Annotated in this window: 19 protein-coding genes and 1 tRNA gene; 11 read left to right on the top strand and 9 right to left on the bottom strand. The window is 66.6% G+C overall.

Going from position 1 to position 21494, the window contains the following annotated elements:
* The first annotated feature begins 77 nt into the window (after positions 1-77).
* The 7 genes from dsbD (at position 78) to EV675_RS15465 (ending at position 7142) form a co-directional block, all read left to right on the top strand.
* Positions 78-1931 carry a protein-disulfide reductase DsbD gene (dsbD, locus tag EV675_RS15495; RefSeq protein WP_004350664.1) on the top strand — a complete coding sequence of 618 codons (1854 nt, stop codon included), beginning with the start codon at positions 78-80 and terminating at the stop codon, positions 1929-1931.
* Positions 1931-2767, top strand: a complete 837-nt coding sequence (locus EV675_RS15490) for a TlpA disulfide reductase family protein (RefSeq protein WP_004350666.1) — start codon at positions 1931-1933, stop codon at positions 2765-2767. The genes dsbD and EV675_RS15490 overlap by 1 nt, the downstream gene beginning before the upstream one ends.
* A 2-nt stretch (positions 2768-2769) precedes the next feature.
* The gene (gene dsbG, locus EV675_RS15485) at positions 2770-3543 is read left to right on the top strand and encodes a thiol:disulfide interchange protein DsbG (protein ID WP_003149839.1); all 774 of its coding nucleotides are present in this window, start codon (positions 2770-2772) and stop codon (positions 3541-3543) included.
* A gap of 90 nt (positions 3544-3633) precedes the next feature.
* The gene (locus tag EV675_RS15480) at positions 3634-4440 is read left to right on the top strand and encodes a sulfite exporter TauE/SafE family protein (protein WP_004350669.1); all 807 of its coding nucleotides are present in this window, start codon (positions 3634-3636) and stop codon (positions 4438-4440) included.
* 42 nt (positions 4441-4482) lie between these two features.
* On the top strand, positions 4483-5859 hold the full coding sequence (locus tag EV675_RS15475; RefSeq protein ID WP_004350672.1) for a dihydrolipoyl dehydrogenase: 1377 nt from the start codon (positions 4483-4485) through the stop codon (positions 5857-5859).
* Between the two features lie 31 nt (positions 5860-5890).
* Positions 5891-6214: a hypothetical protein gene (locus tag EV675_RS15470; protein WP_003149844.1), complete on the top strand. Its 324-nt coding sequence runs from the start codon at positions 5891-5893 to the stop codon at positions 6212-6214.
* A gap of 37 nt (positions 6215-6251) precedes the next feature.
* Complete coding sequence (locus EV675_RS15465; RefSeq protein ID WP_004350675.1) at positions 6252-7142, top strand: LysR family transcriptional regulator; 891 nt, start codon at positions 6252-6254, stop codon at positions 7140-7142.
* 21 nt (positions 7143-7163) lie between these two features.
* Here EV675_RS15465 and EV675_RS15460 read toward each other — a convergent pair whose 3' ends face one another.
* On the bottom strand, positions 7164-7457 hold the full coding sequence (locus tag EV675_RS15460; RefSeq protein WP_003149846.1) for a helix-turn-helix domain-containing protein: 294 nt from the start codon (positions 7455-7457) through the stop codon (positions 7164-7166).
* Positions 7458-7576: 119 nt separating this feature from the next.
* Here EV675_RS15460 and EV675_RS15455 point away from each other — a divergent pair, with 119 nt between their 5' ends.
* Complete coding sequence (locus EV675_RS15455; RefSeq protein WP_003149848.1) at positions 7577-8233, top strand: substrate-binding domain-containing protein; 657 nt, start codon at positions 7577-7579, stop codon at positions 8231-8233.
* 199 nt (positions 8234-8432) lie between these two features.
* Here EV675_RS15455 and EV675_RS15445 read toward each other — a convergent pair whose 3' ends face one another.
* From EV675_RS15445 to alr, 5 genes are all read right to left on the bottom strand, one after another.
* Positions 8433-10364 carry a tyrosine-type recombinase/integrase gene (locus tag EV675_RS15445; RefSeq protein ID WP_004350679.1) on the bottom strand — a complete coding sequence of 644 codons (1932 nt, stop codon included), beginning with the start codon at positions 10362-10364 and terminating at the stop codon, positions 8433-8435.
* Positions 10365-10592: 228 nt separating this feature from the next.
* A tRNA-Gly gene (locus EV675_RS15440) sits at positions 10593-10668 on the bottom strand.
* 143 nt (positions 10669-10811) lie between these two features.
* Positions 10812-13403: an ATP-dependent chaperone ClpB gene (clpB, locus tag EV675_RS15435; RefSeq protein WP_130358236.1), complete on the bottom strand. Its 2592-nt coding sequence runs from the start codon at positions 13401-13403 to the stop codon at positions 10812-10814.
* Positions 13404-13522: 119 nt separating this feature from the next.
* Positions 13523-14890, bottom strand: a complete 1368-nt coding sequence (gene radA / locus EV675_RS15430) for a DNA repair protein RadA (protein WP_130358235.1) — start codon at positions 14888-14890, stop codon at positions 13523-13525.
* 2 nt (positions 14891-14892) lie between these two features.
* Positions 14893-15996, bottom strand: coding sequence for an alanine racemase (gene alr / locus EV675_RS15425; RefSeq protein ID WP_130358234.1), 1104 nt, complete (start codon positions 15994-15996; stop codon positions 14893-14895).
* Between the two features lie 410 nt (positions 15997-16406).
* Here alr and hpnC point away from each other — a divergent pair, with 410 nt between their 5' ends.
* The 3 genes from hpnC to hpnE are packed head-to-tail and all read left to right on the top strand — an operon-like array spanning position 16407 to position 19499.
* Complete coding sequence (gene hpnC / locus EV675_RS15420) at positions 16407-17279, top strand: squalene synthase HpnC (RefSeq protein WP_130358233.1); 873 nt, start codon at positions 16407-16409, stop codon at positions 17277-17279.
* Positions 17269-18132 carry a presqualene diphosphate synthase HpnD gene (hpnD, locus tag EV675_RS15415; protein WP_130358232.1) on the top strand — a complete coding sequence of 288 codons (864 nt, stop codon included), beginning with the start codon at positions 17269-17271 and terminating at the stop codon, positions 18130-18132. The genes hpnC and hpnD overlap by 11 nt, the downstream gene beginning before the upstream one ends.
* Positions 18111-19499 (top strand): hydroxysqualene dehydroxylase HpnE, encoded by a 1389-nt coding sequence (hpnE, locus tag EV675_RS15410; RefSeq protein WP_242621463.1) that lies wholly within the window; start codon positions 18111-18113, stop codon positions 19497-19499. The genes hpnD and hpnE overlap by 22 nt, the downstream gene beginning before the upstream one ends.
* 13 nt (positions 19500-19512) lie before the next feature.
* Here the strand turns inward: hpnE and moaE are convergent, their stop codons facing one another.
* Genes moaE through EV675_RS15395 form a run of 3 tightly spaced genes read right to left on the bottom strand, consistent with a single transcriptional unit; the run spans position 19513 to position 21460 of the window.
* Positions 19513-19971 carry a molybdopterin synthase catalytic subunit MoaE gene (gene moaE / locus EV675_RS15405; RefSeq protein ID WP_130358230.1) on the bottom strand — a complete coding sequence of 153 codons (459 nt, stop codon included), beginning with the start codon at positions 19969-19971 and terminating at the stop codon, positions 19513-19515.
* 1 nt (position 19972) lies between these two features.
* Entirely contained in the window at positions 19973-20230 is a 258-nt protein-coding gene (moaD, locus tag EV675_RS15400) for a molybdopterin converting factor subunit 1 (protein ID WP_130358229.1), read from the bottom strand.
* A 3-nt stretch (positions 20231-20233) separates the two neighbouring features.
* A complete protein-coding gene (locus EV675_RS15395; RefSeq protein WP_242621462.1) occupies positions 20234-21460 on the bottom strand; it encodes a molybdopterin molybdotransferase MoeA in 1227 nt (408 codons plus the stop codon).
* Between the last annotated feature and the right edge of the window lie 34 nt (positions 21461-21494).

Here is a 21494-nt window from a genome sequence, read left to right as displayed (position 1 = left end):
TCCCCGTCCCCCACGGGCCATTGGGGGGACCTTTAGTTTCGCTTAATCGGGTCATCGCATGATCCAGGCAGCTTTGCTTGGAGGACTCGGATTTGGCTTTTTATCGGCGCATCGTAGCGATCTTTCTCCTGTGTGGTTGTGCGGTCGGCAGTGCGTGGGCGGACGGCCTTTTTCCCTCCTGGGGCCGCAGCGAGCGGCAATTTCTGGACGTTGCCGAAGTTCTCAAGCTGGACGCTGTGCAGCAGCAGGGCGATTCGTTCTCGGCCGCTGGACACGTTGCCGATGGCTACTACGTTTATCGCCATGCCATCAAGTTGGTCGATGCGCAGGGCCATGAAGTCAGCCTGACGCTTCCGGCAGGAACAGCCAAACACGACGAATTCTTTGGCGATACGGAAATCTATACGGGCGATGCCCTCAATCTGCGCTTTCCCGCCACCGCCCCCGGCCCGCTGACACTGCATTGGCAAGGGTGCGCGGAGGCAGGTATCTGCTATCCGCCGCAGACCATGAATGTGGCATTGCCGGCAGTGGTGGCCGGCACATCCCCGACCGGCAATGACTCCGTACAGCGGAGTTCGGCTTTGACCTCCACCAACACAGTCAGCTTGGGCGGAGCTACCGAGGTGGCAGAGGATCAAGCGGCAGCGCAGCGCCTAGCAGCATTGGGCCCCGTGTGGGGAACACTGCTGTTTTTTGGCTTCGGCTTGCTGCTCGCTTTCACACCATGCTCGCTCCCGATGATCCCCATCGTCTCCACCATGGTCGTCGGCAGCCAGGCCAAGCCGCGGCGGGCTTTCTTCCTCTCTCTGTCCTATGTCCTGGCGATGGCGGGCACCTACGCCGCGGTGGGCGTGGCCGCTGGCTTGGCCGGGGCCAACCTGCAAGCCACACTGCAATCGCCTTGGCTGCTCGGAGCGTTTGCAGCCTTGTTCCTGGTCCTGGCGAGTTCACTGTTCGGCCTGTTCGAGCTGCAGATGCCCTCGGCGCTGATCAATCGGGTCGAATCCGCCGGTAGAGATCGCTCGGGCGGGAGCATCTCCGGCGCGGCGGCGCTGGGCTTCCTCTCGGCGCTTCTGGTCGGGCCTTGCATGACCGCTCCATTGGCAGGCGCATTGCTGTACATCGGGCAGACCGGCAGCGCGGTCTACGGTGGCATGGCCTTGTTCGCGCTGGGTTTGGGCATGGGACTGCCCCTGCTGGCCATCGCCGTGTTCGGTGCCCGGGTCCTGCCACGGCCTGGCGCGTGGATGGACCGCGTGCGCGTGGCATTCGGCTACGTCATGGTGGGCATGGCCGTGATGATGCTGACGCGCTTCCTGCCCGGCACGGTCAGCCTGGTTCTGTGGGGCGCATGGGTCTTGTCGGTGGCGATTGGCCTGATCGCGTGGGGCCAGGCCGTGGCAGCGAAGCATCGGCTGGCATGGTCGCTGCGGTCCGGCGCCGTCTTCGCCGGCTTGTGGTCCATCCTGATGCTGGTCGGCGCGGCCTCTGGCGGCGAATCGGCATTGCAGCCGCTGGCCCACCTGCGCGGTGGTTCGACTTCGCCAGCACCGGCGGCGGGCGGCGTCGCTTACCTGCAGGCGAAATCGGTCGAGGACGTGGATGCGCATTTGGCACAGGCCGCTTCGCGCGGCCAATGGACCCTGATCGACTTCTACGCCGACTGGTGCGTCAGTTGCCATGTGATCGAACGCAACGTATTCGGCGACCCCGCCGTCGCGTCCCGCCTGGCCCGGATGCAGGTCGTGCGACCAGATGTGACGCGCAATGATGCGACCGATCAGGCCTTGCTCAAGCATTGGGGTGTCATGGGGCCGCCCACGCTCATTCTGGTTGGCCCGGACGGTACGGAACGCCGGGACCTGCGCGTCGTCGGTGAGATCGATGCCCGCGCCTTCCTGGTGCGCTTGGACAAGGCAGGTTCCTGATGATCAGCGTAGGTCCGTTCTCCGTCCAAGTCGTTGCCGTCTTCCTGGCCGTCCTGCTGGCCTGGGCGGTGGCGCGCATGGTTGCCAAGCGGTTGCCCGACTCTCCGTACAAGGCGGCCGGCGGAATGTTGCTGGACGCCGCTTTTGTGGGGTTTGTGGCGGCTCGCCTCGGCTACATCGCGCAATGGTGGGAAGAGTACGCGCAGTCGCCGATGTCCATGATTTCCATTGGCGACCAAGGCTTTTCGTGGTGGGTCGGTGTCCTGGCAGCGCTGGCGCTCATCTGGTGGCGCACCCGTGCGGTTCGGGCATTGCGCCGGCCTGTATTGGCGGGAGTTGCGGTCGGACTCGCAGCCTGGTTTGCTACCGGGGGCGTACTGGCTCTGCTGCAGCGCTCGGCACCGCCGTTGCCAGCGTTGACGCTCGCAACGCTCGATGAACAGCCAGTCGTCCTGAATTCCTATGCTGGGCGGCCCGTCGTGCTCAACCTCTGGGCGTCGTGGTGTCCACCATGCCGTCGCGAGATGCCGGTGTTCGAGCAGGCACAAGCGCAGTATCCCGATATCGCTTTTGTCATGGTCAACCAGGGAGAGAGCGCCCAGCAAGCCCGCGCCTTTCTTGAGAGCGAACGCCTGCATCTCAAGGATGTGCTGCTCGACCCCGCTTCCCAGACCATGCAGGCCGTCGCATCGCGAGGCCTGCCCACCACCTTGTTCTTCGATGAGCAAGGACGCCTGGTGGATACCCATCTGGGCGAACTCACGATGGCCAGCCTCAAACACACGGTGTCGCGCCGATTCGCGCCAGCCCAACAGATCAAGACAGACAAGGAGTAACCATGTTTGCACAACGCTCGCACATTTCGTTCCTGCTGGCCGCCAGCTTCATGGTGGTCACCGGCTGCAGCAAGGCAGAGACGGCTGACAAGCCGGCCGTCCTCAAGGCGCTGGAAGGTCAGGGCCTGACCGTCACGCAGGAATTCAAGGTCGGCGGCGGTCTGCGCGCCTTCGCTGCCGTCGCGGGTGACCGGCCCATTGCCGTGTACATCACGAGCGATGGCAATGCCATCGTGGGAACTCGCCTGAACGCCAAGGGCGAGCCAATGGACGAAGCGGACCTGGAAAAGCTGGCCGCCAAGCCGGTCAGCGACAAGGAATGGTCGCAGCTGCAGTCGTCCACCTGGGTGCTGGACGGCAAGGCAGATGCGCCGCGCGTCATCTACACCTTCAGCGATGCCAACTGCCCCTATTGCAACGCCTTCTGGGAAGCTGCACGCCCCTGGGTGGATTCCGGCAAGGTCCAGTTGCGGCACATTCTGGTAGGCATCATCAAGGATGACAGCCCGGCCAAAGCCGCGGCCATTCTTGGCGCGCCTGACCGGAGTGCGGCGTTGTTGACGAACGAGCGGCAGTTTGGCCAGGGCGGGATTACGCCAGCCAAGAGCGTGCCTGCCGATGTGCGCAAGATCCTCGATGACAACCTGGCACTCATGGCGAGCACCGGCTTCCGGGGGACGCCCGGCATCGTTGTACGCGGCCCCAATGGGATCCTCAAGAAGTACAACGGCATGCCGCGAGGGGCGCAATTGGGTGAAGTGCTGGGGCCGCGCTGAACCAGCCGCCCAGGCGCCGAACCTGATGGCCGCTTCTCTCAGCCCGCATCTCAGGCTGCTCAACGGAAATTGCACAAAGGATCATTCACTATGCTCTCGCTGACGGGTGGAGTGCTGGGCCTCATCATCGGAGCCGTGCTGGGATTGACTGGCGCCGGCGGCGGCATCTTCGCGGTGCCGGCGCTGGTGTTCGGCCTGGGCATGGACATCCGTCAGGCCGCGCCCGTGGCGCTGCTCGCCGTGGGAGCAGCGGCGACCCTGGGCGCTTTGCAGGGCTTGCGCCAGGGGGTAGTTCGGTACAAGGCAGCGATGATGTTGGCGGCTGCCGGCGCCGTGACGGCTCCGCTGGGCGTGCAGTTTGCCCACTGGCTTTCGCCTCGATGGCTGAACCTGATCTTCGTCGCCATCATGCTCGTGGTGGCCTACCGGATGTTCATGTCATCTCGCGGCAGCCAGACGCAGGACGATCTGGCTGACGAGCCAGCCCGGGTCTGCAAGATCTCCAAGGACACCGGCCGCTTCGTCTGGAACGTGCGAACAGCGACCACGCTGGGGAGCATCGGCATCGTCTCCGGTTTGGCCACGGGCATGTTGGGGGTGGGCGGCGGATTCATCATCGTCCCGGCTCTGGCGCATTTCAGCGAGCTGCGCATGCACAGCATCGTCGCGACCTCGCTCATGGTGATCGCGCTGCTGTCCGCTGTAACCGTGTTCATCGCGTGGAGTCATGGCATGACGCTCACCGCGCCCGCCTGGACATTCGTTCTCACGGCGCTCGTGGGCATGTCGCTCGGCCGTGTTCTGGCACGCAGGATTCCCTCAAAGATGCTCCAGCGGGTGTTTTCGATCACCTGCGTGGCCGTGGCGGCCCTCATGCTCATGCGCAATGTTGGCTAGAGGTCCGATGTTCGATTAATTGATTGTGGACGGGAAAATTCAATGCAGACAAGGAAAGTAGATGTCGCCATCATTGGCGCGGGAACCGCTGGCAGCACCGCATTCCATGCGCTGAAAGCGACAGGCAAACAGGTGGTTCTGATCGATCGGGGGCCATTGGGGACGACCTGCGCGCGCGTCGGATGCATGCCCTCGAAGGCGGCCCTGCATGCCGGCATGCACTGGAAGGTCGCCAAGGCACTGGCAGCGAGCGCCACGCCATCGACCCAAGGGCCGCAGGCCTTATGGTCCCACGCCCGCCAGACCAGGGATGCGCTGGCCGGCGCCGCCGCGGAGCGCACGCGCAAGGCGGCTGGCGAGAGCCTGATCATGGCCGAAGCGCGCTTCGTCGCGCCGGGCATCTTGCAGGCAGGTGAACAACGGATCGAGGCCAGCGCCTTCATCGTGGCGACGGGCTCTCGCCCGGTGGTCCCCAAAGCGCTCGACGGCGTTGCCTCCCGCATCCTGACCACCGATACCCTGTTCGACCTGGGCGTCCTGCCCGCACGGATGGGAATCCTGGGACTGGGCGCCATCGGGCTGGAACTCGGCCTGGCCCTGTCTCGCTTGGATGTGCAGGTGGTCGCGGCAGACCAGAAAGACGCCATCGGCGGCATCCAGGACCCCGATGTCCTGGAGCGGGCGATCGCCAGGTTCGAGACCGAGTTGCCGATGTGGTTGGGCGCCGCCGTCGAAGTCAGCCTTGAAGGCGACCAGGTGCGCATGCGCGCCGGCGAGCGCGACGCGCTCGTGGATCGGCTTCTCGTCGTGACGGGACGACAACCCAATACCGAGGCGCTCGATCTCGCCGCGGCCGGCATCTCCTTGGATCAGGCTGGCCGACCGAGCATCGACCCCGCGACCATGCAGGCCTGCGGGCCGTCCCAGGTGCCGATTTTCTTCGCAGGCGATGTGCAGCCGGATCGCCCTCTGATGCACGAGGCCGCGGACGAGGGTCAGATGGCAGCGCAAGCCGCACTGGCGAGCTTGCGCGGCGAAAGTTGGCCGGGCGCATCCCGGCGCGTGCCGATCACGATCCTGTTCACCGACCCGGATGCGTGCGCAGTCGGCATGACCTACGAGGCGGCGGTGCAGGAAGGCGCGGTCGTCGGCACCGCGGAAGGCAGCGGCAACGGGCGCTCCAAGATTCTTGGTGCTCCGGAAAACCTGCTGCACATCTATGCCGACCCCGGCTCAGGCGCCTTGCTCGGTGCCAGCATGCTCCTGACGCAAGGCGAGCACCTGGCGCACCTGATCGCTTGGGCGATCCAGGCGAAGCAGACCGTCAACGATCTGCTGGCCATGCCGTACTACCACCCCTCCATCGAGGAGATGCTGCAAAGCGCCTTGAAATCCGCATCCCAGCAGATGCGCCCGTGAACAACCCTTCTGACTGCACCACCGACCGACCATGACCCAAGACACCCAGCGCCCCACATTGAAAGTGATCCTCCACGCACCGACGGCAGAAGCCTTTGAGCGTGCGCGAAGCAATGCAACCAATCTCAAGCGCGCGGCGCCCGATGCCGATGTGCGCATCGTTGCGAACGCGCAAGCCGTCGCCGCCGCCCTGGACACGGCACCTTCCGACCTCGACGCGCTCACCTGGGTATGCCCGAACACACTTTCGCGGATCGGCAGGGACAACAGAGAGCCGCTCGAAGTACTGGACGGGCCTGCTGTTATCGAGATGGCGCGCATGCAGCAAGCGGGATGGATCTACATACGGGCGTAGCACGCGACTGCCGGTTCGGCATGGGGGGGCTGAGACCATGGAATTACGACATCTGCGCTATTTCATGGCCCTGGCTGAAGAGTTGCATTTCACGCGCGCCGCCGAGCGCCTGCACATCGAACAGCCCCCCTTGTCCCGTGCCATCAAAGAACTGGAGGACGAGCTAGGGGTCGTGCTGTTCGACCGGAACCGCCGTGGAACCGTGCTGACGTCGGCGGGTGTTGTCTTTCTTCAAGATATCCGCAGATTGTTCACCGTGCTCGAACAGGCACGCGAAAACGCCCAGGCCGTGGCAGCAGGTTTGCGAGGCAGTCTGCGCATCGCGATTTCCGACGGGGCAATCGATGCTCGCCTGTCGGCATTTCTGGCCCGGTGCCGCGCGGAGGAGCCGGAGATCGAGATACGGCTGTCCGAGGTTCCGCTGGCCGAGCAGTTGCGCGGCCTGCGGTCCGGGGATTTCATGATCGGATTCGCGCATACGGCCGACGTCGGCGACGACATACGGGCTGAGCCCATCTGGCGAGATCCATTGGTCATTGCCGTGCCGGCACGGCACGCACTGCTCGCCCACAAAAAGGTCCCGCTCCAAGAAGTCGGGATCCATCCACTGGTCTTGTGCGATCCCCATGCGTGCGAGGGCTACTGCCGGGAACTGACACGACTGCTGCAGGTGCTTGAGCACAAGTTGAACGTCGTCGAGGAGGTGTCCTCGCTGGACATGATGCTCACCTTGGTCGGTGCTGGTTACGGTATCGGCTTTCTCGCGGCGAGCAAGATTCCGGTTTGCCAACGCCCGGACGTGGTGATCCGTCCCCTGGCCATCGATTCAGCCGTCATCACGACTTACTTGCTGCGGGCCGACAGCAGTGATTTGTCGGCTTCGCTGGAGCGGTTCATCGTTCGCCTACGTGACTCTGCGAGCGGCTGAAGGCCCCGCTGGCAGACACCCTCAAAGATCGGTTTCGGCACGAAGATTGCGCTCGGTGGCCGCCATCAATTCAGCCGCGCTTATCCCAAGTGCTACTGAAATTTTCAGTATGAGGGGCAGCGTGGGCACGTGCTCTCCACGCTCGATCTTGCCCATGTGCGAGCGCGAAATGCCTGCCCGAGATGCGAACTCGTCTTGCGCGACTCCTTGTGCGACGCGCGCAGCGCGCACGGCCTGTCCGAAAGCTGTCGCCGCTGCGGATTCATACGTTGTTGTGCCAGAAGGACGGCCTGGCTGAATGGTTGATTTCTGCATTAGCAGAAGCGTCAAACAATCTGCCAAAATTAACCACGTTAAAGATAACGGCGTTAAACTTCACTCTTGACCACGATGCAAGTTCACCTACTCGGCCAGAACACTTTTTGGGGGCTCGCATGCATGATGCCACCAGCCAGTTTCCCCATCTCAGGCTTGCGATAGCACCTGGGGTGCCATCCTCATGCTTCTCCTCGCTTCTCGCCCTGCAACGCGCGGAAGAGCCGGAAATCACTATCGCGTTCTTTGAGACATCAAGTGACGACCTGGTGACGGGCATTGATGAAGGTCGTTACGACGCAGGAATGTCGCTTCGGGCCGTAAGCGCTCCGTCTCTGAAAAGCCAACCCTTGTGGATCGAGAACATCGCTGTTGCCATGCCATTGTGGTCCCCCTTGCTCGCCCAGACAAAGCTTACGATCGCCGAACTTTTGGACTACCCCGTGTTTCGCTGGCCGGCAGAAAGCTGCTCACTACTGGATCAGCGGCTGTCATCCCTCCCGTCTTTAAGCCGGCAGAGCGTCCAGCATGTGACCTCGTTCGACATGTTGGCGCTATGGGTCGGCGCTGGCTATGGTGTCGGGATCACCGCGCAATCGCGCATCGAGCGCGCTGATGCATGGGGGATCACCGCCCGGCCGCTGGCCGAGGGGCCCTACGAGGTCGTGACTCATCTGCAGCGCCTCAAAGGACGAACTAACGCGGTTTCTGAGCGGTTCGAGCGCAGAGCGATGCAGGTAGCCAAGGATAGTGCAGTCCAATCGAATACCCGATAGCGCGCCCGCGCTGAGCGTTCCCTGATGTGCAGACGCCAGGCGTCCGGCGATCTGCTGGACATGCATGATCGTCTGCTCGATTTCTCGACGGCGCATACCGGCGCCGTGTCCTTCGCTCCCGCACAGCGTGCTGAGCGAACTCATGCAGGCGGTGCAGATGTAGCGCGGGGGCCGTAAGGCCCCCGCGAGGGCTGTAACCCTATGCGCCGTCCAAGGCGACAGCGCTCTCCATCAGCCGGCGAACACTCTGGCGCACCTCTTCGGAGATAGGCCGCGGCGGTACGACCTCGGGAGCATTCGCATGTGGCTCGCTGCCTGCGATGATCTGTACCACCATGCCCAGATTGCTTGGCGTCACGATGTCGATGGCCGCGCGGTCACCCAGGTCGGGATGTGGCTGGGTCAGCATGCGGTAAAGCTCCCATGAATCCGCCTGGGGGTACTGGCGCATGAGCACCTGGGCCAGCTTGTGTTTGAGCGGCACCAGTTGCCAATCGGGAACTCGCTGCCCCCGGTTGCCCAGGCTGATGGAGAGCAGCTTGCCCGCCTTCAACTCGCGGTTGATCTGGTCCTTGGACTTTCCAGCCAACTTGCCGAACAGGGGCACCGGCAGACTGCTCGGCGATTCGTAGATGGCCAGCATTTCCTCGCGCTCGCGCTGGATGGCCGACACCTCGGGTTCTGGCGCATGAGTCGGGGATGGCGGCACCTGCGACAACCGTTGGAAGGTGATGCCCCCTTCGTTCGGCGTCACGACGATGGGGGTGGCCACCACCGGCGGAACGGGAGGCGCAGAGGAAGCTGCAACGATGGCGTCGGGCTTGTCCTCCTCCGCCATGGCCGGTACGCCCTCGATGTGGATAGTGAGGTGCGCGCTGGCCGCTTCGACTTGGCCCTGTTCGAGCAAGTCGAGGCGGTCGGCCCAGTCCTGCATCATCCGGCGGCGCGGTTCCACGTACTTGGCGTGGTTGTAGGCCGAACTCACCTTGTTTGGGTCGGAATGCGAAAGCTGCGCGTCCACCCAAATCTTGGGATAGCCGATCTCGTTGAGTGCCGTCGAGATGGTTCCACGAATACCGTGGCCGGTCAGTTTGTCCTCGTAGCCCATCCGCTTCAAGGCGGCGTTGAGCGTGTTCTCGCTGATGCGCTTCTTGAGTTCGCTGCGGTGCGTCAGCAGGTGGCGCTGGGCGGGCCGCATCACCCCCAGGAGGTAGCGCACGATCTCGATGGCCTGAAGGGACAGCGGCACGATGTAGGGCGGTACGTCCTGCGGCCGCTTCCCCGCTTTGCGCATCTCGTCCTGAAGCTGCTTGACGATCTGCGGGGGGATGATCCAAAGCCCACGGTCGAGGTCGAACTGATCCGGGGTCGCCAGCCGCAGTTCGCCGGTGCGCACGCCGGTCAAGAACAGCAGGCGGATACCGAGCTGGGTTTGCCAGCCGCGCGGGTTGTAGAGCCTGAGCTTCTGGAGGAACTCGGGAAGCTCGGGCAGGTGCAGGTAGGGGTTATGGGTCACCGCGGGCTTGGGCTCGGCCACTACGTCCAGGTCCGTGGCCGGATTGGCCTCCATGCCCTCGACGATGACGAGCGCATAGCGGAATAGCTGCCCCAGCCAGGTCCGGACCTTTTCGGCAGTGGTGAAGGCCTCGCGCTTCTCGATCCGCGCCAGGACGCCCAGGAGTTGCGGCCTGCGAATGTCATAGATCGACATCTGCTTGAGGCTGGGCAGCACGTCTTTCTCGAAGATCCGCTTGATCTGCGACAGTGTGCTGTTCCGGCCTTCCTTGAGTTCCTTGGCGCGGTGCTCGACCCAAGCATCGAAGACTGCCTTGAATGTGTAGTCCGAGGCCAGCTTGACCGCATGCCGTTTCTGCTTGCGGTCGGTGTGGGGGTTGATGCCTTGGGCCAGGAGCGCCCTGGCTTCGTCGCGCAAGGTGCGGGCTTCGCGCAGGCCGATCTCGGGATAGTTGCCCAGGGATATGCGTTTTTGCTTGCCGAGCCAGTAGTAGCGCAGGTGCCACGATTTGCCGCCGGTGGGGGCGACCACCAGGCCGAGGCCATCGGTATCGGGGATGCTGTAGGTTTTCTTGGCGGCCTTGGCTTGCCGCACGGTCAGATCAGAGAGTGCCATCATCAAACTCCTAAGTCGTGAGACTTAGGCTCAATGCTGCTGGTCATCCCGATCCAACCCCAGCAACAACCCGGAACCGGCACCACCCGCATTCTCTGGCCTCAATTTTGGCCTCAAAAACGCTGGCTGTCGGTGGATTTCCGTGGCTTTGGCTGGAATGAAAAAAGGGGCCGAAGCCCCTAATTTCAATGACTTACAGACGTCAGTGGAAGTCTGTAGATCAAAACTTGGAGCGGGAAACGAGTCTCGAACTCGCGACCTCAACCTTGGCAAGGTTGCGCTCTACCAACTGAGCTATTCCCGCGTTTTTACTGCTTTTCTTTTTCTCGCTGCGTTTTTTGCCGCGAGAAAAGAACTATAGCAAATAAAAAACTTACATGTCAAATCGACGCCCGCCCAGCAAAGCGCCGCACCGGCGAACCGGCGCGGCGCTCGAGGGTCGAGCGATTACTGCAGGGTCCGGGTAAAGACGAAGTGCCCTTCGCTCCAGTCCACGGGCACCACGTCCTTCGGACCGAACCTGCCTTCCAGGATCAGCTTGGCCACGGGGTTCTCGATCTCCTGCTGGATCGCGCGCTTCAACGGCCGCGCGCCGAACACGGGATCGAAGCCGGCACGCGCGATCTGGGCGATGGCCTCGTCCGAGACCTCCAGCCGCATGTCCATCTTCGCCAGCCGCTCGCCCAGGCGCTGCAACTGCACCCGCGCGATGGACTCGATGTGCTTGGCATCCAGCCCGTGGAACACCACGACCTCGTCGATCCGGTTCAGGAACTCCGGACGGAAGTGCTGCTTGATCTCGTCCCACACCACGGCCTTGATCACGTCGTACTGCTGTCCGGCCATGGCCTGGATCTGCTGCGAGGCCAGGTTGGACGTCATGACGATGACCGTGTTGCGGAAGTCAACGGTGCGTCCCTGTCCGTCGGTCAGCCGCCCGTCGTCCAGCACCTGCAGCAGCACGTTGAAGACGTCCGGGTGGGCCTTCTCGACCTCGTCGAGCAGGATCACGCTGTACGGCTTGCGCCGCACGGCCTCGGTCAGGTAGCCGCCCTCTTCATAGCCGACGTATCCCGGCGGCGCGCCGATCAGGCGGGCCACCGAGTGCTTCTCCATGAATTCGCTCATGTCGATGCGCACCATGTGGTCGTCGGCATCGAACAGGAACCCGGCCAGCGCCTTGGTCAGTTCGGTCTTGCCCACGCCGGTGGGCCCCAGGAACAGGAACGAGCCATAGGGCCGCTGCGGGTCGGACAGCCCGGCGCGCGAACGGCGGATGGCGTCGGACACCAGTCGCACGGCCTCGTCCTGGCCGATCACGCGCTCGTGCAGCTTCTCTTCCATGTGCAGCAGCTTGGAGCGTTCGCCCTGCAGCATCTTGGAGACGGGAATGCCCGTCGCGCGCGAGACGACCTCGGCGATTTCCTCGGCGCCGACTTCGGTGCGCAGCAGCTTGGGTTTTTCCGCCTCGGCCGCCTTCTCGTTGCCTTCCGCGGACTTCAGGCGGGCCTCCAGCTCGGGCAGCTTGCCGTACTGCAGCTCGGCCAGCTTGTCGAACTGGCCCTTGCGCTGCAGCTCGCCCATCTCGGCGCGCACCTTCTCGATCTCTTCCTTGATCGACTGGGCGCCCTGGACGGCGGCCTTCTCGGCCTTCCAGACTTCCTCGTAGTCGTTGTATTCGCGCTCGAGCTTGCCCAACTCTTCCTCGAGCAGTTGCAGGCGGCGCTGGGAAGCCTCGTCGGTTTCCTTCTTGACCGCCTCTCGCTCGATCTTGAGCTGGATCATGCGGCGGTCGAGCTTGTCCATGACCTCCGGCTTGGAGTCGATTTCCATGCGGATGCGCGCGGCGGCCTCGTCGATGAGGTCGATGGCCTTGTCCGGCAGAAAACGGTCGGTGATGTAGCGGTTGGACAACTCGGCCGCGGCGACGATGGCCGGGTCGGTGATGTCCACGCCGTGGTGCAGTTCATAGCGTTCCTGCAGGCCGCGCAGGATGGCGATGGTGGCCTCGACCGACGGCTCGCCCACCAGCACTTTCTGGAAGCGGCGCTCGAGCGCGGCGTCCTTCTCGATGTACTTGCGGTACTCGTCCAGCGTGGTCGCGCCTATGCAGTGCAGTTCGCCGCGCGCCAGCGCCGGCTTGAGCATGTTGCCGGCATCCATGGCGCCCTCGGCCTTGCCCGCGCCGACCATGGTGTGGAGTTCGTCGATGAAGACGATGTTCTGGCCCTCGTCCTGCGCAAGTTCCTTGAGCACGGCCTTCAGGCGTTCCTCGAACTCGCCGCGGAACTTGGCGCCCGCCAGCAGGCCCGCCATGTCTAGCGACAGCACCCGCTTGCCCTTCAGGGACTCGGGCACCTCGTCGTTGACGATGCGCTGGGCCAGGCCCTCGACGATGGCGGTCTTGCCCACGCCGGGCTCGCCGATCAGCACGGGGTTGTTCTTGGTGCGGCGCTGCAGGATCTGGATGGTGCGGCGGATCTCGTCGTCGCGCCCGATCACCGGGTCGAGCTTGCCCTGCCGGGCCCGTTCGGTCAGGTCCAGGGTGTATTTCTTCAGCGACTCGCGGTTGCTTTCGCCCTCCTGCGAATCGACCGGCGCGCCGCCGCGCACGGCGTCGATGGCGGTCGCCAGCGCCTTGCGCTGCAGGCCGGCCTCGCGCAGCAGGCGGCCGGCCTCGCCCTTGTCGTCGGCCAGGGCCAGCAGGAAGAGTTCGCTGGCGATGTAGGTGTCGCCGCGATTGGCCGCTTCCTTGTCGATCTTGTTGAACAGAGACTGGAGATCGCGGCTGATCTGGACGTTGGCGTCGCTGCCCTGGACCTGCGACAGGCGGCCGATGGCGGCGTTGACCTCGGGGGTCAGCTTGCTGACGGCCACGCCGGCGCGGGCCAGCAGGCTGCCCGCGCCGCTCTCGGCGTCGGCCAGCAGCGCCGCCAGGACGTGCAGGGGTTCGATATAGGGATTGTCGTTGCGCGCAGCCAGGCTCTGGGCATCGGCCAGGGCCTGCTGGAACTTGGTGGTGAGTCGGTCGATTCGCATTGTTTTTCACGCCAATGAGTGGGGGCGCCGGGCCCGGATACCTTGGATGTGAGGTCGATTCGAACGGTTTCAATCCCCCTACATTGCGCAGGGGGATAGAAGGTTATACCACCCGGCGGCTAGCCTCGCAGCCGGTCCAGCGCTTCGTCCAGCCGGTCCACGGCCCAGACTTCCATGCCCTCGATGGGCTGGCGCGGGGCGTTGGCCTTGGGAATCAGCGCCACGCTGAAGCCCAGCTTGGCCGCTTCGCGCAGGCGCTCCTGGCCGCGCGGCGCCGGGCGGATTTCCCCGGCCAGGCCCACTTCCCCGAAGGCCACCAGGCCGCGCGGCAGGGGCCGGTTGCGCATGGAGGACACGATGGCCAGCAGCACCGGCAGGTCGGCCGCGGGCTCGGTGATACGGACACCGCCCACGGCATTGACGAAGACGTCCTGGTCGAAGGCCGCGGTGCCTGCGTGCCGGTGCAGCACCGCCAGCAGCATGGCCAGCCGGTTGCCCTCCAGCCCCACCGACAGGCGGCGCGGATTGGGCGCGTTGGCCGAGTCCACCAGGGCCTGGATCTCGACCAGCAGCGGACGGGTGCCTTCCTGCGTGACCATGACGCACGAGCCGGACACCTGCTGCTGATGCTGGGACAGGAACAGCGCGGACGGATTGGCGACCCCTTTCAGGCCGCGATCGGTCATCGCGAAGACGCCCAGTTCGTTGACCGCGCCGAAACGGTTCTTGAAGGCGCGCACCAGCCGGAAGGACGAGTGGGTGTCGCCTTCGAAGTACAGCACGGTGTCGACGATGTGCTCGAGCACGCGGGGCCCGGCCAACGCCCCTTCCTTAGTGACGTGGCCGATCATGACGATGGTCACACCGGTCTGCTTGGCCGTGCGCGTGAGCTGGGCCGCGCACTCGCGCACCTGGGCCACCGAGCCGGGCGCCGAGTTGAGCTGCTCGGAATACAGCGTCTGGATGGAGTCGATCACGGCCACTTCGGGCGTGTTTTCCGCCAGCGCCGCCTGGATGGCTTCCAGGCGGATCTCGGCCAGCAGGTCGACGTTGCCGGTATCCAGCCCCAGCCGGCGCGCCCGCAGCGCCACCTGGTCGCCGGACTCCTCGCCCGTCACGTACAGGACCCGGCGGCTGGCCGACAGCGAGGCCAGCGCCTGCAATAGCAGCGTCGACTTGCCTATGCCCGGGTCGCCGCCGATCAGCACCACCGCGCCGGCCACCATGCCGCCGCCCAGCACGCGGTCGAATTCGTCGATGCCGGTGGGAAAGCGCGGCATCTCGCGCGCCTCGATCTCGGCCAGCTTGCGCACCGGCGTACTGCCCGCCAGCGGCGCGTAGCGGTGCCCGGCCGCGGCGCCGGTGCTGGCCGCCGCCACAGTTTCCTCCAGCGTGTTCCAGCCGCCGCAATGGGGGCACTTGCCCTGCCACTTGGGCGCGGTGCCGCCGCACTCGGCGCAGACGTAGACGGTCTTGGCCTTGGCCATGGTCACTCCTCGAAATGCATGGGCACGCGCGGGGCGACCGCGCACAGCAGCTCGTAGCCGATGGTGCCGGCGGCCGTGGCCACGTCGTCCACCGACAATCCCTCGTCGCCCCACAACGTGACCGGCGCGCCGGCCTGCGCCTGCGGCACGGGCTGCAGGTCGACCGCCAGCATGTCCATGGAGACGCGCCCCAGCAGCCGGGTGCGCACGCCGGCCACGACCACCGGCGTGCCGGTGGGGGCATGGCGCGGATAGCCGTCGGCATAGCCGCACGCGACCACGCCTACGCGCATCGGGCCCTCGGCCCGGTACATGCCGCCATAGCCGACGGCATCGCCGGCGCGCAGCGCCTGGGTGCCGATGATGCGCGATTTCAGCGCCATGGCCGGCAAGAGCCCCAGCGAGGCCGCGCTTTCGTCGGCGAAGGGGGTGGCGCCATAGAGCGCGATGCCGGGCCGCGCCCAGTCCCCCGCCACTTCCGGGTAGCGCAGGCTGGCCGCCGAGTTGCACAGGCTGACCGGCCCGGGCAGGCCGGCCGTGGCGCGGCGGAACACCTCCAGCTGGGCGGAGATTCCCTCTGCCGTATCGGCCGTGGAGAAATGGGTCATGTGGCCGACCTGGCCCAGCCTGCCGGCCGCCTGCAGGGCCGCCAGTTCAGCATGCGCGCCGGCATAGGCGTCCGGGGCAAAGCCCAGGCGGTTCATGCCGCTGTTGAGCTTGAGGAAGACGTCCACGGGGCGCGGCATCCGGGACTGGCGCAGCAGCGCCAGCTGGTCCGGATGATGCACGGCCGTGGTCAGGCCGTACCGGCCGACCGCGTCCAGGTCGGCCGCCTCGAAAATGCCTTCCAGGAGCAGGATGGGCCCGGTCCACCCAGCTTCGCGGCAGCGTACGGCCTCGGCAAGGTCCAGCATGGCCAGGCCGTCGGCCCGCGCGAATCCGGCCACGGCGCGTTCGATGCCATGGCCGTAGGCGTTGGCCTTGATGACGGCCCAGATCCTGGCCGTGCCGCCCTGGCCGCGCGCGGCATCGAGCCGGCGGCGGACGGCATCCAGGTTGTGGGAAAGCGCGTGGCGTGAAATGCGGGCGAAGATGGGACGGGGCATGGCGCGGAAGAGGACCGGCGTGGCGCGCCGGGATGGCAAAGAGAAAGTGTAGCCCTTGAGCGCGAGACGCGCAGGACATCCCTGTCCACGCCGCCGTCGCGGCGAACCGGTATCATCGGCGCCGGAATTCCGAGGTCCAGGGTCTGTTCACACTAAAAGGAGGCTCGCATGCCCACCCAGAGGCGCGCCTGGCAAGGCGCGAAGCGCAGTCGTGGCGGGACCACGACGAGCATTCGCAACGCAGTCAGGGGTGCCTTTGGGTGGGCACCCTACGGGCAGGCCGGGAATGGGCCGGCAGGCGTTGTTGCAAGCACCTTGCGTGGATCAACCACGCCGCGGCGCTTGCGCCTAGCCTGCCGGCCCATTCCCGGCCTGTGCGAGCCTCCTTTTAGTGTGAACAGACCCTAGCCATGTCCGCCGCCGGTCACTACGAAAACTTCCCCGTCGCTTCGCTGCTGCTGCCCCCACGCCTGCGGACGGCGGTGCTGGACATCTACCGCTACGCGCGCGCCGCCGACGACATCGCGGACGAGGGGGACGCGTCCGACCAGGAACGCCTGGCCGCTCTGGCGCGCTTCGGCGCAGGGCTGGACTGGATCGAGAAAGGCGCCCACGCGCAACCGGCCCCGCCGGACGAACTGGCCGACATCTTCGTCCCGCTGGCGGCCACCGTCGCCCGGCACCGCCTGCCGCTCGCCCCCTTCCGGCGCCTGCTGTCGGCCTTCGCCCAGGATGTGGCCGTCAAGCGCTACGCGGACTTTTCGGCCCTGCGGGACTACTGCCACCGCTCGGCCGATCCCGTGGGCGAACTGATGCTGCACCTGTACGAAGCCGCCACGCCGCGCAACCTGGCCTGGTCGGACGCGATCTGCACCGGGCTGCAACTGACCAACTTCTGGCAGGACGTAGCCGTGGACCGGGACAAGCTCCGGGTCTATATTCCTCAGGAGGACCTCGCGCGCCATGGCGTGACCGAGGCCGACATCGCGGCGGGCAACTGCTCGCCTGCATGGCGCGCGCTGATGGCCTTCGAGGTCGCGCGGGCCCGGGCGCTGCTACACTCCGGGGCACCGCTGGCGCGGGCCCTGCCGGGCCGCATCGGCTGGGAACTGCGCCTGGTCGTCCAGGGTGGACTGCGCATCCTGGAACGCATCGAAACCGGCGGGTACGACGTCTTCCGGGCCCGCCCGGTCCTGAAGAAAACCGAGTGGCTGAAGCTTGCCTGGCGCGCGCTGCGCATGCCGCAGGCCAGGCCCCCATCCCCACCCCATCATGACGCCTGACCAGTACTGCCAGGAGAAGGCCGCGCAGAGCGGCTCCAGTTTTTACTACAGCTTCCTGTTCCTGCCGCCCGAGCGCCGGCGCGCCATCACCGCGCTGTACGCGCTGTGCCGCCAGCTGGACGACACGGTGGACGAAGCCAGCGACTCCTCGGTCGCGCGCCTGAAGCTGGCGTGGTGGCGGACCGAGATCGAGCGCCTGTTCGACGGCAGGCCCGAGCATCCCGTCACCCAGGCCCTCGCCCCCCATTTGACCGCCTGCGGCATCACCCGGGACCGCCTGCTGGAGATCGTGGACGGCATGGAGATGGACCTGGACCAGACGCGCTACCTGGACTATCCCGCGCTGCAGCGTTACTGCCGCCGGGCGGCCGGCGTCGTGGGCGAACTGTCGGCGAGCATCTTCGGCTACGCCGACGCGCGGACGCTGGCCTACGCCGACCGCCTGGGCCTGGCGTTCCAGCTCACCAACATCATCCGCGACGTCGGCGACGACGCCCGCAAGGGCCGCATCTACCTGCCGGTCAACGAACTGCAGCAGTTCGACGTCAAGGCGGCCGACATCCTGAACGGCCGCTATTCCGACAATTTCTCGGCCCTGATGCGCTTCCAGTGCGAGCGGGCGCGGCGCGCCTACCGCGAGGCCTTGGCGCTGCTGCCGGCCGAGGACCGGCGGCCCCAGCGCCCGGGCCTGATGATGGCCGCCATCTACCATGCGCTGCTGGAAGAGATCGAACGCTCGGACTATCAGGTGCTGCACCAGCGCATTTCCCTGACGCCGCTGCGCAAGCTCTGGCTGGCATGGAAGACCTACGTGACCGGCGGCCGGACCCTGTGGCGCCAGATCGGGGGCTGAACGGCGCGCCGCGCGCGGCGGTGGTCGGCGCAGGGTGGGCGGGCCTGGCTGCCGCTCACGCGCTGGCCAGCCGCGGCTATGCGGTCACCGTGTACGAGGCGGCCCGCGAGGTGGGCGGCCGCGCGCGCACCGTCGCCTCCCGCGCTGGCGATAACGCGTTCGCCGCGCCGCTGGACAATGGCCAGCACCTGCTGCTGGGCGCCTACACCGATACCCTTGCATTGATGCGCGAACTCGGCCAGGATCCCGACACCCTGCTGCTGCGCGCCCCGCTGCGGCTGGCCTCGGCCGACGGGCGCTTCGCGCTGCGCGCCCCGCGCCTGCCCTCGCCGCTGCACGGCGCGGCCGCGCTGCTGGGCGTACGCGGCCTGAGCGCCGGCGCGCGCTGGGCGGCGCTGCGCTTCGTGCTGGGGCTGCGCAGGCAAAAGTGGCTGGCGGCCGGCCAGGGCGAAACGTTCGCTCAGGCAGGCGGCTCGCCCACGGTCGCGCACCTGCTTGCCGTCTGGAACCAGCCGGAAGAAATCATCATCCGGCTATGGCGCCCGTTGTGCCTGGCCGCGCTCAACACCCCTCCGGAACAGGCCTGCGCCCGCCTGTTCGCCGCCGTGCTGCGCGACAGCCTGGACGCGCCGCGCAGCCACAGCGACCTGCTGCTGCCGCGATGCGACCTGTCCAGCCTGTGGCCTCGCGCGGCCGCGGCCCGGCACGATCTGCGGCCCGGCCATGCGGTCCGGGAAGTGGCCGTGGAGGACGAGCAGGTCCGCGTCGACGGCGAACCCTACGCGGCGGCCGTGCTGGCCGTTCCCCCCGGCATCGCGGCGCGCCTGCTGCCGCCGCACCCGGAGATGACCGCGGTCCAGCGGGCGCTGCGCGCCTTTCGCCACCTGCCCATCGCCACGCTGACCGTACGGCTCGCGGCGCCCTTCCGGCTTGCCTTTCCGATGCTGATGCTGACCGAGGACCCCGCGCGCGGCCACCTGGGCCAGTGGGTGTTCGATCGAAGAGCCCTGCTCGGCCACGATACTGCCCACGGAGAGCTCGCGGTGGTGGTCAGCGCGGCGTCGGCCTTCGAGGGCCGGGACCGTGCCGCCTGCGCGGCGGGCCTGCTCGACCAGTTGCGGGAACAGTTGTCGGGCACGGGCGCAAGCGGCCTGCCGCAGGTGGAGCACTGGGAATTGCTGATCGACAAGCGCGCGACCTTTGCCGCCGAACCTGACCTGGCGCGGCCGGGCAATGCCACGGTCTGGCCGAGGCTGGCGCTGTGCGGGGACTGGACGGATACGGGCTACCCAGGCACGCTGGAAGGCGCCGTCCGCAGCGGTCTGCACGCCGGGCGCCTGCTGGCCGACACGCAGGGCATACGCTGAACCGCGAAACGGCTCAGTCCTGGCCGGCTTCCCAGCGCCTGGCCGCCTCGTCGTCGGAGTCGCGGGCCTCGACCCAGCGGTCGCCCTGACCGGTGGCTTCCTTCTTCCAGAACGGCGCCTGCGTCTTCAGATAGTCCATGATGAACTCGCAGGCCGCGAAGCACGTGCCCCGATGCCGGCCCGCCACGCCCACGAAAACGATCTGGTCCAGCGCGCGCAGCGTGCCGACGCGATGGATGACCCGTACCGCGTGCAGCGTCCAGCGTTCCCGCGCCTGCCGGACGATGTCGGCCAGCGCTTTCTCGGTCATGCCGGGATAGTGCTCGAGCGTGAGCGTCGAAACGCTGTCGCCTTCGTTGATGTCGCGCACGGTGCCGACGAAGCTGACCACGGCGCCCACCGAGGGATCGGCCCGCAGCGCGGCGATTTCCGCGCCGGCGTCGAAATCGGAAGTCTGGACGCTGATGGACATTTCAACCACCGGTGACAGGAGGGAAAAAAGCGACCTCGTCGCCGGCCTGCAAGGGCTCGGCGGGCTGCACCATGGTGTGGTTGCGCGCGGCGCGCACGGCGCGCTCGGGCGCCAGCGCCGCGGCCCAGGCGCCGCCGCGCCCGGCCAGCCACAGCCGCAACTCGCCCACGGTGCGCACCGTCTCGGGCAGTTCGGCCGCTTCCTTTTCCCGGCCCAGCGCTTCGCGCAGCGATGCGAAATACAGGATGTCGACGTTCATGGCTCAGCCCAGCAATTCGGCGTAGCTGATGAAAGATACCGTATCGCCTTTCCGGATCGTCTGTCCACCCGGATTGTCGATCACGCCGTCGCCCCAGACCGTCGAGGTCAACACCGCCGACAACTGATTGGGAAACAGATCGAGCCCGCCCTGCGCGTTGCGTCGCACCCGCAGGAACTCGCGCCGGCGGTCCGCCTTGGGCCAGTCGAAATCGGCGCGCATGGCGGTCCGCAAGGGCACCGCGGCGTGCGCGCCGGCCAGCTTGAGCAGCAGCGGCTTGACCAGCAGGCCGAAGGTCAGGAAGCTCGACACGGGGTTGCCGGGCAGCCCGATGAAGACCGCCTCGGTGCCATCGTCGCGGCGCAGGCGGCCGAAGGCCAGCGGCTTGCCGGGCTTGATGGAAAGGCTCCACATGTCCAGCCGCCCCAGCGACTCGACCGCCGGCTTGACGTGGTCTTCCTCGCCCACCGACACCCCGCCGGTGGTGATGATCAGATCGTTGTCGCGAGCCGCGTTGCGCAAGGCCTCGCGCGTCGCCTCGAAACTGTCCTGCACCGCGCCCAGATCGGCATGCTCGACCGGCAGCGCCGCCAGCATGCCTTGCAGCAGGTAGCGATTGGAGTTGTAGATCTTGCCGGCAGGCAGCGGTTCGCCCGGCGCGACCAGTTCGTCGCCCGTGGACAGCGTGGCCACGCGCAACCGGGGCTGCACCGGCAGGCGCGGCACGCCCACCGAGGCGGCCAGGCCCACGTCCTGCGCCCGCAGGCGCGTCCCGGCCCGCAGGATGCGGCTGCCGGCCTTGATGTCGCAGCCCTTGGCGCGCACCCAGGCGCCCGCTTCGACCGGCTTGGCGAACGCCACGCGGTCGTCCCGGACCTCGGCCTCTTCCTGCATCACGACGGCATCGGCGCCTTCGGGGATTTCCGCGCCGGTGAAGATGCGCGCGGCGGTGCCGGCGGCCAGCGGCTGCGGCACGGATCCCGCCGGAATGCGCTGCGACACGGGCATGCCGGCGCCGAACAGCGCGGCATCGGCCGTGCGCACCGCATAGCCGTCCATCGCCGAATTATCGGCGGCCGGCACGTTGATCGATGCAGTCACGTCCGCGGCCAGGATACGGCCCGCGGCCCGCGCCAACTCGACCTGTTCGGCGGGCCGGCCCAGCGGCGCGACCGCCAGCAGAATCTCCAGGGCCTCGTCCAGGGAAAGCAAGTTCGAACCGGGCTTCACATTCGACTCCTTCGCGGCCCGCCCCGCGGCGCGC

Origin of the sequence: Pigmentiphaga kullae, assembly GCF_004216695.1 — a bacterium.
Taxonomy (GTDB): domain Bacteria; phylum Pseudomonadota; class Gammaproteobacteria; order Burkholderiales; family Burkholderiaceae_B; genus Pigmentiphaga; species Pigmentiphaga kullae.
The sequence above is the reverse complement of the archived record's forward strand: the minus strand, read 5'-3'. Positions and strand labels throughout refer to the sequence as shown.